Raw genomic sequence first — 15994 nt, forward strand, 5'->3', positions numbered from 1 at the left:
AAGACTTGGAATGTATCCAAATCTTTTTTCGTGATTTTTATTAAAACTTTCCGATGTCTTCTCTGTAGAAGCCGTAATCGAAATGTACGTGACCTGCGTCTTCGTAAACTTTTTTGCGGGCATCTTCGTAAGTAGCTCCTGTAGCCACAATGTTCAGTACTCTACCTCCATTGGAAACTACTTTATCTCCTTTGCTGATTGCTCCTGCGTATAACAGTTTACTGTGTTTCAGTTTATCTTCACCCGTAATTTCGAAACCTATTTCGATGTTTCTCGGATAACCTCCGGAACACATTACCAAACAAACTGCTTTTTCGTCTTTAAACTTAAGCTCGATGTCTTTTCCTTCCATACAATCCTGGATCACATCAAGAAGATTGTTTTCCATTAATGCCATCAATACCTGAGTTTCAGGATCTCCGAATCTCATGTTGTATTCAAGAAGGTAAGCTCCGTTTTTCGTTACCATCAATCCAAAGAAGATGATTCCTTTAAATCCGAAACCTTCAGCTTTAAGACCTTTAACAGTAGGTTCTAAGATATTTTTCTCAAAATCTGCATAGTGCTCCTGAGTAAATTCCGGGCTTGGTGCTACGGAACCCATACCTCCCGTATTAGGTCCTGTATCTCCGTTTCCAGCTTTTTTATAATCTTTAGCCGCTACACAAGGGAATAATTTTTCCCCGTTAGAGAAAGCAATGATAGACGCTTCAAAACCTTGTAAATATTCTTCAATAACTAAACGAATACCAGCATCACCATAAATTCTTCTGATCATGAAATCGTGGATTGTAGCTTCAGCTTCTTCAAGGTTGTCACAGATAACCACCCCTTTTCCGCCTGCTAAACCGCTAGCTTTGATCACCAAAGGATATTGCTGTGTCTGCACATACTCTTTAGCGTCATTGTATGAATCAAATACGACCGCTTTAGCTGTTTTGATATCATAGGTCTGCATAAATTTCTTAGAGAAAGCTTTACTTCCTTCCAGGCTCGCTACTTTTTGATTAGGCCCGAAAACTTTAAGATCATGCTTTTTAAACTCATCCTTGATACCCGCTACAAGAGGAGCTTCAGGACCTACGATCGTAAGATCAATTTTTTCTTTAATCGCGAAATCTCTAAGTTCTTTGATTTCTGATAAATGAACATTTTTCCCTATTACATCGGTAGTAGCATTCCCGTTGGCAAAAAACATTTTAGAAATTCTTGAGTCATTCTGAAGCTTTGCCGCTAAAGCAGATTCTCTACCGCCTTCACCTATGATTAATATTCTCATACTTTATATTATTATCTAGTCTTATTTTACAAATATATAATTTTGAATGCTAAAAATACAATCCCTAATTATTTTTTAATTCTATTTTAATTAGTGGAAAAAGTGTCTGACACCTGTAAACATCATTGGAATATTGTGCTCGTTTGCCGCCTCAATACTATCCTGATCTTTTACACTTCCACCCGGCTGAATAATGGCCTTGATACCTTCCTGAGCGCAGAAATCTACCACATCACGGAAAGGGAAAAATGCATCTGAAGCCAGAACTAAATCTCCCGAGAATTTCTCTTTTGCTCTTTCGATAGCCTGCTGAGTTGCCCAGATTCTGTTGACCTGTCCGCCTCCGATACCGAATGCCTGAATTCCGTTGGAAACTACAATCGCGTTAGACTTCACATATTTTACTACTCTCTGAGAGAAAAGTAATGCTTTTTTCTGTTCTTCTGTAGGCTGTACTTCAGTTACCACTTTGATATCATCTGAAAAGTGAAGGTCATTATCCTGGACAAGGATTCCTCCGTCTACTTTCACCCAAGTTTGTTTGTCTGAAACCGGGTTTACTATTTTGATGATTCTCAGGTTTTTCTTTTTTCTTAAAACGTCAAGGGCTTCTTCATCAAATTCAGGAGCCATTACAATTTCAAGGAAAGTTTTGTTGAGTTCTTCCGCTGTTGCTGCATCAATCTTATAGTTCATTGCAACAATTCCGCCAAAGATGGAAACCGGATCACATTCGAATGTTTTCTGGTAGGTTTCCAATGCTGAAGTACCAATGGCAACTCCGCAAGGGGTAGAGTGTTTTACCGCACAACAGGCCATTTCTTCTTTGAACTCAGTGACTACTTTCCAGCAAAGGTCCATATCACGAAGATTGTTGAAAGAAAGTTCTTTACCTCCAAGCTGTTCGAAATCTTTCATCGCTCCGTTCTCGAAAGTAGAAACGTAGTAAGCTGCTGTCTGGTGAGGGTTTTCTCCGTATCTTAGATCCGCTACTTTTTTATAGGAAGCATTAAGATAAGCAGGATATTCTTCATCTAAAAGCATTCTTGAAATTGCTGCATCATACGCAGAGGTAAGATTGAACACTTTTCCTGCCAGCTTTTTACGGGTTTCGATGTATGTATCTCCGTTTTGTTCCATTTCAATTTTCACTGCTGCATAATCTTCCACATCAGTGATTACTGTAACAGAATCAAAGTTTTTAGCTGCAGAACGAAGCATTGAAGGGCCGCCGATGTCAATAAACTCTACTTTCTCATGTAAAGAAATATCCTTGTTTACATTTTCAAAGAAAGGGTAAAGGTTTACAATCACCATGTCAATCAGACCAATTCCGTGTTCCTGAACGGTTTTCATGTGCTCTTCGTTGGTACGGACAGCCAGCAGTCCACCATGAACTTTCGGGTGTAAAGTTTTCACTCTTCCATCCAACATTTCAGGGAAATTGGTTACCTCATCAATCTGAATAGGATTTAAACCAGCGTCTTTCAAATGTTTGAACGTTCCTCCTGTAGAGATCAACTCATAATTCTGAGCTTCCAAAAACTGTGCGAATTCAATTAATCCACTTTTGTCAGAAACACTGATTAAAACTCTCTTTTTACTCATTTTACTTTCAATTTTTTACTTTTTACAGCTATTTCAAACTGTGTCCGGGTCTTTCACCTCCGAACTTACTTTTATTTTACTTAGATTTCTTTTATTAGTATAACAATGTATCAATTTAGTAATGTAACAATACCTTCAACATTGGTAAATTGGTACACTGATACATTGTTATATTTATTCATTTCCCAGAACCTTATTGATGGCTAGCGGGAAAATTTCATATTCAATCTGGTGAACTTTCTGAGCCAGCGTTTCAGGAGTATCTTCAGTGGTTACTTCAAAAGACTTCTGAAGAATAGCTTCTCCTTCATCAATGCCCGGTGTCACAAAATGTACAGTCGCCCCACTCTCTGTTTCTTTGGCTTCAATGACTGCATTGTGAACGTTCATTCCCCACATTCCTTTTCCTCCGAATTTCGGAAGCAAAGCCGGGTGAATATTGATTATTTTACCATTCCAGTTTTCACAGAATTCAGATTTTAAGATGGATAAAAATCCTGCCAATACAATAAGATCTGTATTTTCAGGGATTACTTTAGCCAATTCACTGCTGAAATTCTTTCCTCTCGGAATCAATATGTTTTCTATATTGTGATTCTTTGCTCTTTCCAGTCCGAAACATTCTCTGTCTGCTACCACCAAAGTTACTTTTGCATTTTGGATTTCTCCTGAGTCAATAGTATCAATGATTCTCTGCAGATTGGTTCCTGAACCGGATACGAGTACAACGATGTTCTTCATATTAATAATGTAACAATGTATCAGTCTATCAATGTAACAATGATTTAATTGGTACACCGGTACATTGTTATATTGTTATATTATTATAGTGATAAATTGATTTTCTCTGCTCCTTCAGTGATTACTCCGATTTCGTAAGCGTCATCCAAAAGGTGCAATACTTTTTCAGCATGTTCAGCATCTACAACGATTACCATTCCTACACCCATATTGAATGTTCCGTGCATTTCTTCACGTTTTACTCCACCTCTTTTTTCAAGCTCAAGCATCACACTAGGAATTCTGATTTTTGATTCGTCAATAGAAGCGCAAAGTCCTTCAGGAATAATTCTTGGAACGTTTTCATAAAGACCTCCTCCTGTAATGTGAGCAATCCCTTCTACTTTCACTTCTTCCAATACTTTGTGGATGTCTTTATAATATAGTCTTGTAGGAACTAAAAGTGTTTCGTATAACGGTTTTCCTTCAAACTCTTCTTCAAAGTCCGGGAATACTTTTCTTACTAAAGAGAATCCGTTTGAGTGGAATCCTGAGCTTGGTAATGCAATAATTTTGTTTCCTGCCTTGATCTTAGAACCATCAATGATCTGATCTTTTTCTACGATTCCTACACAGAATCCGGCAACATCATAATCTCCAGGCTGGTACATTCCAGGCATTTCAGCAGTTTCACCACCAATCAGCGCACAGTTGTTATCCTTACAAGCGGCAACCATTCCTAAAACGATTTCTGCAGCAATTTCTGAATCCAGCTTTCCACAAGCCAGATAATCTAAAAAGAATAACGGTTTTGCTCCATGACAAAGAATATCGTTGGCACACATTGCGAAACAATCTACCCCAATAGAATCATATTTTTTAGTATCTAAAGCTACTTTCAGCTTTGTTCCTACTCCATCTGTTCCTGATACAAGAACCGGATTTTTGTATCCCCCGATTTCATAGAACGCCCCAAAACTTCCCAAATGATTCAGTACATTGGAATTGTGGGTTTCACCAACCGCTTTTTTGATCTTGTCGACGGTTTTATATCCTTCTTCTTTGTCTACTCCTGCTGATTTGTAAGTGTTGCTCATGTCTAATAATTTAATAATGTAACAATATATCAGTTTAGCAATGTAACAATAGCTTCACTTTGGAAACCGGAGAATTGGTAAATTGGTACATTAGTATATTGGTACATTTTATTTTAATAATTACTTTTATACTCGATTTTAGAAAACAAAAAAGCCGACAATCTTTTCAGATTATCGGCCGTTATTTTATCTCAGAATTTCAGAGTCCACAACTTTCCCTTTATGAGAAAAACATTGTTTATAGGAGGTCTGAATTTTCATCTCTTTTCTTTTTGCAAAAATAGTAATTTTAAACGAATATTCAAATTCTATTTTTCAAGGATTGTTTCAATGGCTGCAATCTTCTTAATTTTTTCTTTTAACTCACTGTCTTTCTCTTCATTAGAAATTTTCTGAGCTGCTTTATCAAAGTTATCATTAAAGAAAGGAAGAGAAAAAGTCTCTACCACATTTCCTCCATGGAAAGGAAAACGCTTTGACGCTGCCTCCAAAACTCCTGCTCCGCCTCTACCTCCGGGAGATGTAGACATCAATAGCATAGGTACTTCGTTCCAGACAGTTCTGTCTTTGATTCTGGATACCCAATCGAACACATTTTTGAATGCTGTAGAATACGTTCCGTTGTGCTCTCCCAAAGAAACCAGTAATACATCAGCACCGTCAATTTTTGCTGCGAAATCATGAGCTTCCTGTGGAACACCACCTGCTAATTCTCTTTCGTGTTTATAGATTGGCATTTCAAAAGGATTTAAATCAATTACTTCTACTTCTGCATTTTCAAATAATGTTGATGCATAGGCTACCAACTGTTTGTTTATTGAAACTTCTGAATTACTTCCTGCTATGGCTAAAATTTTCATATATGTGGCTTATTTTTAAGGTTACAAATTTAGTTTTTTATTTAAGATAAGACGGCAGCTCCATTGGGACTTCCATTAATAATATTTCGGTGTCTTCCACGGCTTCGATATTAAAACTCTGCGTATCCCAAATTCCCAATCCGTCTCTTTCGTTCAGAATACGGTCTCCTATTTTGGCACTTCCTTTTAAAACGAATGCATAAACCCCGTTTCCTTTTTTGTTGAGCATATAATTTTTACCATTTCCTTTTGTAAAATTTGCTAAGTTGAACCATGCATCCTGATGAATCCAAACTCCGTCATCATTTTTATTGGGAGATAAGATCTGCTGGAAGCCGTTGATCTTTTCACCTTCTTTAATGCTTTTCTGATCGTATCGAGGTTCAACATCCAATTCTCTTGGGAAAACCCAGATCTGAAGGAATTTTACTTCTTCATCTTTATTTTTATTGTATTCGCTGTGCTGTACACCGGTTCCCGCACTCATCACCTGGATTTCTCCTTTTCTGATCACCGCTGTAGTTCCCATTGAATCTTTATGCTCCAGATCTCCTTCCAAAGGGATTGAAATAATTTCCATATCCCTGTGCGGGTGTGTTCCGAAGCCCATTCCCTGAGAAACGGTGTCATCGTTCAATACTCTTAAAACACCAAAGTTCGTTCTGTCTCTGTTTTGATAGTTGGCAAAACTGAATGTATGGTAAGAATTTAACCATCCGTGGTTGGCATGGCCTCTTGAATCTGCTTTATGATATACTGTTTTCATTTCTGTGATTATTTATATTACAAATGTACGGTATGCGGATGTTTAAAAAGTTGATGTAGGTTAAGAAAGGAAATTTGGAGAAATTAAAAAGGTTGAGAGAGCTCAGAAAGTGAGGATCATTTTATAGGTTGGATTACGCAAAGACGCGATTTTTTTATTTTCAATATGTTTTTAAGGCACAAAGATTTTATGTGGGATAAAATTTTATATGGGATATTTTTTCTTCCAATGATTAAACAAGTGCAAGCATACGTGTTATCTGTAAAAATCTGTGGGAGATTATTGCAATCTTGGATCAAAAAAAATAATAAGTATACGAAGGATAGATTTTAAGTTTTGGCTAAAGCCAATTGATGAATGTTTAAAAGAAAAGCGGGCTAAAGCCCGCTCCTATTGATACTTGTTTAAACCAGTTAACTTATTCCTAATACTCGAGATTAATGATTAACGAAGGTTTTCTTAGTGATAACCCTTCGACAGGCTCAGGGTGACAACCCGAATACCAACCTAAATTTTAAGCGATGTCAGGCAGGGACTATCGAAACTATTATGACTAAAACGAATAGGTCAGTACAACTATTTATTTTTTAAAAGTGTACCTGCTTGATTTCTTCTTCGATTCCTTTTGGAGTTTCATCTTCAGATTTTACAAAAATCATGGTTACTACAGCTCCAATCAGCATGCAGACACCTCCTACAACCACATAATCCATCGCCTGCTTTCCGAAAATCCCGCTTACGATGGGACCTCCGAACAAACCATTGATGATCTGTGGAATCACAATAAAGAAATTGAATATTCCCATATAAACACCCATTTTTCTTTGTGGAATCACCTCAATAAGCATTGCATAAGGCATTGCTAAAATACTTGCCCAGGCAAAACCTAATCCGATCATGGAGATCCATAAATTATTGACATCTTTAATGAAATACATTGAAACCAATCCCAAACCTCCACACAATAAGGCTAAAGCATGGGTTTGTTTTTTACCGATCAGTTTAGCAATAGGTGTCAGCAGAAAAGCAAACGGAATTGCCCAGAGATTATACATCCCGAAGAGCTTTCCGGTAAGATCTCCGGCATCATTGAATGCCTTGGAATGGGTATCTTCCGGGGAAAGTCCAAAATGATGGGTGGCCAGAGCACTGGTTGTGAAAACCCACATGGTAAACAATGCAAACCATGAGAAAAACTGAACAATTCCCAGCTTTTTCATCTGCAAAGGTATTGCTGCAAAGTCTTTAAAAATATCTGAAAACTTGGATTTGTGTTGATCCGCTTCTTTTCCATCTTCAAAATCTGCAAATTCCTGTGGAGAATATTCTCTGGTTGTCATGATGGTATACAGAATTGATATAATAAGCAATCCTGCCCCGATATAAAAAGAATAAATAACATTATCGGCGACAAATCCTGCTGGTGCTTCGTTTGAAATTCCCAGTTTTGTTAACCAGTCAGGCAAATATGAACCCAGTACTGCCCCGATTCCAATCAGAATGGTTTGTACCGAGAACCCTATTGTCCCCTGATGTTTAGGGAGCATATCTCCCACCAAAGCTCTGAAAGGCTCCATTGCAATATTGACCGAAGCATCCATCATGGCGAGGAATATTACGGCTAACAAAAGTGCATTGGCAACAAACATTTGAGTAACAGAAGCTGCATTAGGAAGTAAAACCAACCCTATTGCACACAAGACTGCTCCAATCAGGAAATAAGGCTTTCTTCTACCCAACGGACTCCATGTATTGTCCCCCATATGACCGATAATAGGCTGAACGATCAAGCCTGTAATGGGAGCTACAAGCCAGAACCAGGACAGCTCGTGAACATCTGCTCCTAAATTCCCCAGAATACGGCTGGCATTTCCGTTTTGTAATCCGAACGCCATCTGAATTCCCAGGAATCCCATGCTCATATTAATAATCTGGAGCATGGATAAGTCCGGTTTTTTTCTTTTTCCTACTGCTCCTGTATCATATTTCCCCATCATTATTGCCATTATGATTTCAGTTTTTTAATTAATGCATCTTCAATAGGTGCTTTTTCTGTAACTACTTTATCTACCACTTCATTGGGAACAGTCATGGAAAGAACATACTGTTTTACTTTCCAGCTTCCGTTGATTTTTTCCACTACCCCCGAACCTCTGCAAATTTTCATCTGGGTATCCAGTAATTCATCAAACCAGGCCAGTTTTCCGTCTTTACTGAAATAAATATTTCTTTTAAGGGCTTTAAAATTCCAGGTTTTCTTTTTATCGAAATAAGGTTTTGCCCATACCATAAATGCTTTTTTATCCCAGATTTCAGTAGCATCTGTTCCAATAAAGGTAGATTCCTCTGCAAACAGATTAAAATAGGCAATGTAATCGGCCTTTGCTGCCATAGCATTGAAGGTATCAAGCATGGTAGTGATTTCCGATTTTTCTTTTTCAAATCCGGTCTTCGATTGTGCTGTAAGTAAAGAAAAACCCATTAAAAAAAGGATTAATGTATAAGCAGTCGTTAGTTTATTCATAGGGTATTATTATTTTTCTAGTTCAATGATCAGTGGAGTTTTGGCAGGAATATTCATGCTTTTTTGTAATGAAATTTCTTTGTCTGAAATAATCTCTTTTCCTTTTGTAAATCCGTTAAGTGATTCTGCAAACCGTTTCAAATCTAACGTCTGATCTTTTTCATTATTGTTGACCACCACCATTACACTTTCTTTTTCATTATATCTGAAATATACAAAGACTCCATCCTGAGGAACGAAATTTTTAGTCTTTCCATTATGAATCACCTCTTTGCCTTTTCTCCAGTTCAGTAGTTTTTGGGTAAACCGGAAAAATTCTTTCTGCTCCGGGGTCTGAGAGGAGGGATTAAAAGCGTTTTGTGTATCAGATTTCCAGCCTCCCGGAAAGTCTCTGCGGATATCTGCATCGCCTCCCGTCTTTTTATCACCTCTCATTCCTATTTCTGATCCGTAATAAATCTGTGGAATTCCTCTTACTGTGGAAATCAGAGTAAGTCCTATTTTGTAAGCTTCCGGATTGGCGTTAAAGATTTCATTCCATCTTTCGGTATCATGATTTTCAAAGAAAACAAGCAGGTTATTGATATCCGGATACAGGAAATCGCTGGTAAAAGAGTCATAAATTCTAATCATCCCTTTATCCCAGCTTTCTTTTTCACTAAGGGCTTTAGGCATACTTTCAAAGAGCATAAAATCCATTACCGACGGTAAATTTGAATTATAATTTTCTATCGCCCCTATTTTCGAATTTTTCTGCCACGCTGCAATTTGTGCTGCTGTATACAGCCATGTTTCTCCTACGATATTGAATTTCGGATATTCATCCGTAATTGCTTTAGCCCATTTTGCCATGGCTTCTTTATCATTATATGGATAAGTATCTACACGGAATCCTCCCAGCTCAGCATATTCGATCCACCAGATTGCATTTTGGGTCAGATATTTAAGAACCAATGGATTTTTCTGGTTGATATCAGGCATGGTGGTATCAAACCAACCATCCAGTGCATATTTTTTATCTATATCAGAAGCATTGGTATCAAACTGTGTTGTCGTTTTGTAGTTGGACCTTTTAAATCCTTTTTCTCCTTCATCAAACCAGTGGATCCAGTCTTTGGAAGGCAGATCTTTAATCATCCAGTGTGACCCGCCCCAATGGTTGGTTACATAATCCATCACGAGCTTCATATTTCGTTTATTCAGCTCCCGGGATAATGTTTTATAATCTTCATTGGTTCCATAGCGGCCGTCTATTTTATAGAGATCAGTCTGGGCATAGCCGTGATAGGAATATACTTTTTCGTTGTCTTCATTCACAGGAGTAAGCCAGACAGCGGTAGCTCCCAGATTCTGGATATAATCAAGGTTGTTGATAATTCCCCGAAGATCTCCGCCATGCCTGCCATTGGGAAGGGTGCGATCTGCTTTTTCGGTAAGTTCCGGTCTTGAATCGTTCTTTTCATCACCATTGGCAAATCGGTCCGGCATGATCAGATACATAAAGTCTTTTGAAGTAAAAGACTCACGATTGGCAGATCCGGGATTTCTTTGTTTTAACTCATAGGTATATGAACCAAGATTCTTTTTATCTTTTTTAATATTGATAATAAACTTCGGAATGTTTATTTCCCGGGTATCCACCGTAACAAAAACATAGTTAGGATTATCCACTTTCCGGATGTCTTTGATCTGTATCCCATCTGAAAGCGTAATCTCGTGATTGGCTACATCTTTTCCATAAACAAGGATCTGAAGTTCAGGATTTTTCATTCCCTTCCACCAGAAAGCCGGCTCTACTCTTTCCAGATTTTTCTGGGAAGAAGCAAAGGAAGCTATCGAAAGGGCGAATGCTGCATATATTGTCTTCATATTAGTGTTCAATTTAGCATTAAATTTTTATATATGCATCCAAAAACACAACAGAAAGTGTATTTTTTTTACAATGAATACTTAAATTTTTCATAAAAAATTCATGCATAAAATTAATTTCCCATGCTTTTTATGTTTAGTTTTATAGAAAAAATGTTGGATTTCAGCAATATGTTCAAAACTGAAGGACCGGATGTTGTTTACACATGGACAATTCCTGTGTTTGCTGCTATAATTTTCCTGGAAATGGCCTACAGCCACTTTAATAAAGAGAAAATATATGAAACTAAAGATGTAGCAACAAACGTTCTTTTCGCCCTGCTTAATTATGGATTGGATATCATTATGAAAGGTTTTTCCTTATTCGTGATGATGTTTTTCTACCAGCACCGTCTTTTTGACTGGCAGGAAGGCATATGGTATTGGATTGCGGTATTTCTGGCTCAGGACTTTGCGTATTATGTTCATCATTATGTAGATCATCATTCCAGGGTTTTCTGGGCGGTACATATTACACACCATAATTCTGATTATTTCAATATCAGCACAGGATTCAGAAGCCCTGTTTTTCAACCATTGTACAGATATCTGTTTTTCTCTCCATTAGCTTTCATGGGCTTTCATCCGTGGCATATTCTGGTAGCTTATTCTTCTATACAGATTTATGGCACTTTTGTTCATACCCAATCGATTAAAAGTATGGGATTTTTGGAATATATTCTGGTTACGCCTTCCCACCACAGGGTACATCATGCGTGTAACATCAAATATCTGGATCGTAATATGGGAATGGGACTTATTATCTGGGACAAAATTTTTGGAACTTTTGAAAAAGAAGACCCTGAAGTTCCTGTGAAATATGGTGTATATCCAAAAATAAAATCCAAAGATCCTGCTACCATGCTTTTCTATGAATGGAGAAGAATAGGAAAAGATATCAGACAGCCGGGAATTTCTTTTAAGGACCGGATAAAATATCTTTTTTATTCGCCGGGATGGAGGCATGACGGCTCTGGGAAAACGGTAAAGCAGTATCAGAAGGAATATAAAGAAAAGGTAAAAAACATTCCCAATTAAAGAATAAAAAGTCTACAGGGCATGAACCTGTAGACTGTTTGGTTATAGTGGATTAAAAATATCAGACTAAAAAATTTATTTACTTTCTATGTAAGTTACATTAACCAATTGATTAGGCTTCATATAAACGACATTTTTTTGAAAATCTAAAAATACGTTGAATCTCTTTAGTATTTCATTCCCTAAAATATTCATCCTGGTACCCGTTACTGGTCTGCTTTGAGATAATAGCTGTACAGGAATATTTTTTAGTTTTGTTTTTCCTAATGATAAAGACTGAAGATTGGAGGTCATCACCGGAATTTCATTACCCTGAGCCCCTTTCATGATTACTTTTTTAATGACCGTCATTTTATCGGCAGGAAAACCCTGTTCATTCAATAAAGGGCCGTCCAGCATGGCCGTTCTTTGATATCCTGTATCAAACAGGTACCAATCTTTGTTTTTAACCTTATCCTGCGTGATGCCTACCTGCACCTGAAAGACGTTATTAAAATATTTTATCGGAACCGAAGAATATTGAGATTTCACATCAGGCGGAAGCTGAGAATGTACCACCATTAAACCTTTGTCATAATTTAATTCTACAATCATGCCATCAAACAGATCCCATCCAAACCTACCATCTGTACCATGGCCTGTAAGCTGTGCGGGATAAATGGTAAATCCCTTATATTCTCTATTTCCAATCTGCAGAATATTGGTCCCTGATTTTAATGAACTTTTGATTTTATTCTTAAGTGTTTCCTGGGTAAGGACAAGATCACTTGTACCGGTATCAAAGTTGAGCAAAAGAGTATCTGTTTTATTGAGTACTGTTTTTACGAATATGGTATTCTGCTCATTGATATGAAGCTTCATCGTATCTTTAAAAGACCTGTTACTGAAGTCTTTTGGCGGCAGAGATTCTATTCTTGTCAAAGCGGAATCTTTATCTTTTAGAAGAATGATAATATCTTTTTTTTCTCCTTTTTTGAGGTCTACGGCAAGAGAATCTATATCTGTTTTTATGATAACCCTTTTATTGGAAGTGGCTATTTTGGATACTGTATAGACATCCGGTTTAATTTTAGGATCTATATTCCAATCTGTTTTTAAGCCATTGTCTTTTTCATAAATAACGGCTTTAGTTCCATTTGCTTTCAGAACAGGTAACTTAGTCTGAGCCCATGAAAAGGACGTTAAAAATGAGACCATACATAATGATAAAAAAAACTTCATACCTCAATACTATTTAAATTAAATACAAAATTTTCCTAAATAGGTCATTACCACATCTATGGCAGTATTTCCTATTGTAGTGCCGTCATGAAAACAATTATCTGTGGGAGCAATGTAAAACTGATAAGGTTCTTGCTTTACTTTAATAACAGGATAGTCAGGATAATGCTCCAGAAAATAATCAGTAATGTTTTCATTGGTGATCTCTGCATCCTTAAGTTCTTCTTTTTCTTTAAGCATTTTATATGCCTGCTTCATGGTAAGATTAACAAACAAAAAATAGCGGGCCTGTTCTCCTAAATTAATGGTAAATCTATTTCCATACCGGTAGCAGGTGTGTAAAGTCATATCTTTGGAACTGTCTTTATGAACACCAATAAAATGAATATCCTTAAAGGTAAAATTTTCAGGCAGTTTTCTCTTGTTCAAAGAAACCACTTCACTATTGGGATAGTTGGTTGCAATACTCATAAAGCGGTAAGGAGCCAATGAAATTTCGTCCAACACCCCATTGAGATGGGTATTTAATTCATGAACCAACTCTTTATTATCCATAAATTTCTGAAATGCATCACTATCCGAAGTGGCTGAATGAAGATTCAGTTTATGGAACATATCTTTTAATTCTTCCGGTATTTCTCCTATAAAAACGGAGTTATAATCTTTCTTATTAACGTGATCTCCTTTCAATGTATAAAGCTCAAGCTCAGAAAGCTTTCTCCAGTCTCTTTTTGCCAGATGGGCATTGGGCTCATATTGTGCTTTGAACTTAATGTTTTTAAATGCAATTTCTACAGGCTCCTGCTTTGAATGATGAACAAGTCCGGAATTGATTTCCAGGACCTCTTCTAGATGCTCACCGTATATTTTAATTCCTGATTTTAGTTTCATAATCATTAGTAATTATTAAATTCTCCCACAAATACCATGGTTATATCAAACTTTTTGTTTCCCAGTGTACTTCCGTCATGAATAAAATTATCTGTTGGTGCAATATAATACTGATACGGTTTTATTTCTATCCGGATAATCGGGTAATCAGGATATAATGAAAAAAACAATTCCACAATATTATCTGAGGTAATAGTAACATCCTGATAATGTTTCTTAACAGCAATATAAATTTGTTTCAGTGTTAAATTTACAAAATACAGATATCTGGATTCTTCACTGATATTGATAGATATCCTATTGTCTGATTTATAAGCAGTATTGGGGGTAAATTTTGTACTCTGATCTATATGTAAACCTGTATACTTTATATGCTCTCTGTTATGGAGATGAAAAGTAGTGGTATGCATATCCGGAAGACATCTTGTAATGCGGTGAAAATTATATCTTTGGGTATCAGATTTCTGATTTAGAAACTGATTTAAAACTTTATTAAGTTGTAGTGTGAGTTTTTCATCTTCCTGAAATTTAGGCTGAACCTCAAAAAGTGTCTTGCACTCTTCCAGCTTTACGGCTTTAAACAGCGTCTTTAATTCATTGGGAATTTCACCCAATCCCAAGGTATTGAACATTTTATTCCCTTTCTCTGAATAAGAAAGAATTTTATATTCAGATTCGGTAAGATCCCGCCATTCATCATCTGGTAGATAAGCATTATCAAAATACCCGATTCCTGTATTGACAACTTTTTCAGCCACTACTCCTCTATTAATTCTAAGCTGATTTTTCCAATTAAAACAAGAATCCCCAGCTAAGTACATTCCTTTCTTCAGATTCATGTTAAACGATAATGCATTAATTTTTCTTTAACTTCGGATTCAATCATAATTTCCCCGTTGTCAAATTCCAGCTCATGTACTATATCATCATAAGAAACTTTCGACAGCTCCATTTCCTCTCGTGTTTCCTGCGGAATATCATCTATAATATCATTCTGAATGTAGGTAATAAGTTTAATCATATCGTGACAATAAATAGTGGGGTTATCAAAACCTCTTTCGTTAGAATAACGGTTTCCTAAAAATCCACCCCCGCAAAAATCATAAACAGAACAGTTAAGGCATTTCTGTGATACCATTGCGTGCGCATTCATATACACATCAAAAAGCCTGTCATTGAAAACATCCCCGATAGAATGGGTATGAATATTAATATCGTTTCTGGTAATTCCTTCATAACAAGCCCTTATAAAGTCTGCTACTTCCAAATTACCATTGGTTTCCAGTACAGCAACACCATTAATATTTTTACCTAAAATCTGATCTCCTTCATCCTCGCCCACAATAAGATCAATAAGGGTTTTAAAAAATCTTACACTCACCCTTTCCGGGTCGTTCTTCCAGATCTTAAACAGCTCTATAAGCCAGTCTGCATAGGGGGTATAATTTTTTGTATTAACCCATTCCTTTTCCATTCCGTCAGGAAGCTGATCAAAGTGGCCATCCGGCAGAAGAATATTAAGGCCTTTTACCTGAAGACTCTTCACTTCATCATAAAGTTCCTGAGGAGGAATTTTAATGTTTATGACAGACAGAACTCCGTTAAGCCCATAATTCTGTCCCAGCATAACTGCTTTTTTCACCTCATCATAAGAGCCTTTTCCGTTATGAAAAACACGGTATTTGTCATGATATTCTCTGGGGCCGTCTATACTTATTCCCACTCTGATATCCAACTCGTTAAAGAGTTGATACCACTCATCATCCAATCCAACCCCATTGGTCTGGATTACAAAATCAAAGTAATGACCGGGAAGTATTTCTTTGAAAATTTTAACAGATTCACGATAAAAATCTTTGGATATCAAAAGAGGTTCTCCTCCGTGAAAAACAATCTGTATATTATTCAAATTATTTTCCAGGCTATATTGATTAAGTTTGGTGGCGAAAGCTTTTATGGTATCAATTGACATGAATTTAGGCTGTTTTAAATAAGTCTTATCACCCAAATTATACATGTAACAATATGAACAGTTAAGATTGCATCTACTTGCAACCTTTAATACAAAAGATGTAATCATAT

General features: G+C 36.7%; 14 protein-coding genes. 1 reads left to right on the forward strand and 13 read right to left on the reverse strand.

The window, feature by feature from the left end:
- Window positions 1-40 precede the first annotated feature (40 nt).
- From purD to C8D70_RS10395, 9 genes are all read right to left on the reverse strand, one after another.
- Window positions 41-1279: a phosphoribosylamine--glycine ligase gene (purD, locus tag C8D70_RS10355; protein WP_076594259.1), complete on the reverse strand. Its 1239-nt coding sequence runs from the start codon at window positions 1277-1279 to the stop codon at window positions 41-43.
- 90 nt (window positions 1280-1369) lie between these two features.
- Window positions 1370-2887: a bifunctional phosphoribosylaminoimidazolecarboxamide formyltransferase/IMP cyclohydrolase gene (purH, locus tag C8D70_RS10360; RefSeq protein WP_110367262.1), complete on the reverse strand. Its 1518-nt coding sequence runs from the start codon at window positions 2885-2887 to the stop codon at window positions 1370-1372.
- Window positions 2888-3061: 174 nt separating this feature from the next.
- Window positions 3062-3628, reverse strand: coding sequence for a phosphoribosylglycinamide formyltransferase (gene purN, locus C8D70_RS10365; protein ID WP_110367263.1), 567 nt, complete (start codon window positions 3626-3628; stop codon window positions 3062-3064).
- Window positions 3629-3711: 83 nt separating this feature from the next.
- Window positions 3712-4704, reverse strand: coding sequence for a phosphoribosylformylglycinamidine cyclo-ligase (gene purM, locus C8D70_RS10370; protein ID WP_110367264.1), 993 nt, complete (start codon window positions 4702-4704; stop codon window positions 3712-3714).
- 308 nt (window positions 4705-5012) lie between these two features.
- Window positions 5013-5564, reverse strand: coding sequence for an NADPH-dependent FMN reductase (locus C8D70_RS10375; protein WP_076594255.1), 552 nt, complete (start codon window positions 5562-5564; stop codon window positions 5013-5015).
- A 37-nt stretch (window positions 5565-5601) separates the two neighbouring features.
- Complete coding sequence (locus C8D70_RS10380) at window positions 5602-6330, reverse strand: pirin family protein (RefSeq protein WP_110367265.1); 729 nt, start codon at window positions 6328-6330, stop codon at window positions 5602-5604.
- 587 nt (window positions 6331-6917) lie between these two features.
- A complete protein-coding gene (locus tag C8D70_RS10385; protein WP_110367266.1) occupies window positions 6918-8336 on the reverse strand; it encodes an MFS transporter in 1419 nt (472 codons plus the stop codon).
- Window positions 8336-8854, reverse strand: a complete 519-nt coding sequence (locus C8D70_RS10390; RefSeq protein WP_181416118.1) for a nuclear transport factor 2 family protein — start codon at window positions 8852-8854, stop codon at window positions 8336-8338. Before C8D70_RS10390 ends, C8D70_RS10385 begins: the two co-directional genes overlap by 1 nt.
- A gap of 9 nt (window positions 8855-8863) precedes the next feature.
- The gene (locus tag C8D70_RS10395) at window positions 8864-10723 is read right to left on the reverse strand and encodes a glycoside hydrolase family 13 protein (RefSeq protein ID WP_110367268.1); all 1860 of its coding nucleotides are present in this window, start codon (window positions 10721-10723) and stop codon (window positions 8864-8866) included.
- Window positions 10724-10876: 153 nt separating this feature from the next.
- On the opposite strand from C8D70_RS10395, the gene C8D70_RS10400 reads away from it, so the two are divergent.
- Entirely contained in the window at window positions 10877-11800 is a 924-nt protein-coding gene (locus tag C8D70_RS10400; RefSeq protein WP_110367269.1) for a sterol desaturase family protein, read from the forward strand.
- Window positions 11801-11875: 75 nt separating this feature from the next.
- Here C8D70_RS10400 and C8D70_RS10405 read toward each other — a convergent pair whose 3' ends face one another.
- The 4 genes from C8D70_RS10405 to C8D70_RS10420 are packed head-to-tail and all read right to left on the reverse strand — an operon-like array spanning window position 11876 to window position 15992.
- Window positions 11876-13021, reverse strand: coding sequence for a hypothetical protein (locus C8D70_RS10405; RefSeq protein ID WP_110367270.1), 1146 nt, complete (start codon window positions 13019-13021; stop codon window positions 11876-11878).
- An 18-nt stretch (window positions 13022-13039) separates the two neighbouring features.
- Entirely contained in the window at window positions 13040-13912 is an 873-nt protein-coding gene (locus tag C8D70_RS10410; RefSeq protein ID WP_136521925.1) for a hypothetical protein, read from the reverse strand.
- A 5-nt stretch (window positions 13913-13917) separates the two neighbouring features.
- Window positions 13918-14751 carry a hypothetical protein gene (locus C8D70_RS10415; protein WP_076594249.1) on the reverse strand — a complete coding sequence of 278 codons (834 nt, stop codon included), beginning with the start codon at window positions 14749-14751 and terminating at the stop codon, window positions 13918-13920.
- The gene (locus tag C8D70_RS10420) at window positions 14748-15992 is read right to left on the reverse strand and encodes a radical SAM protein (protein ID WP_110367272.1); all 1245 of its coding nucleotides are present in this window, start codon (window positions 15990-15992) and stop codon (window positions 14748-14750) included. Before C8D70_RS10420 ends, C8D70_RS10415 begins: the two co-directional genes overlap by 4 nt.
- Between the last annotated feature and the right edge of the window lie 2 nt (window positions 15993-15994).

Source organism: Chryseobacterium sp. CBTAP 102, from assembly GCF_003201365.1.
GTDB lineage: Bacteria > Bacteroidota > Bacteroidia > Flavobacteriales > Weeksellaceae > Chryseobacterium > Chryseobacterium candidae.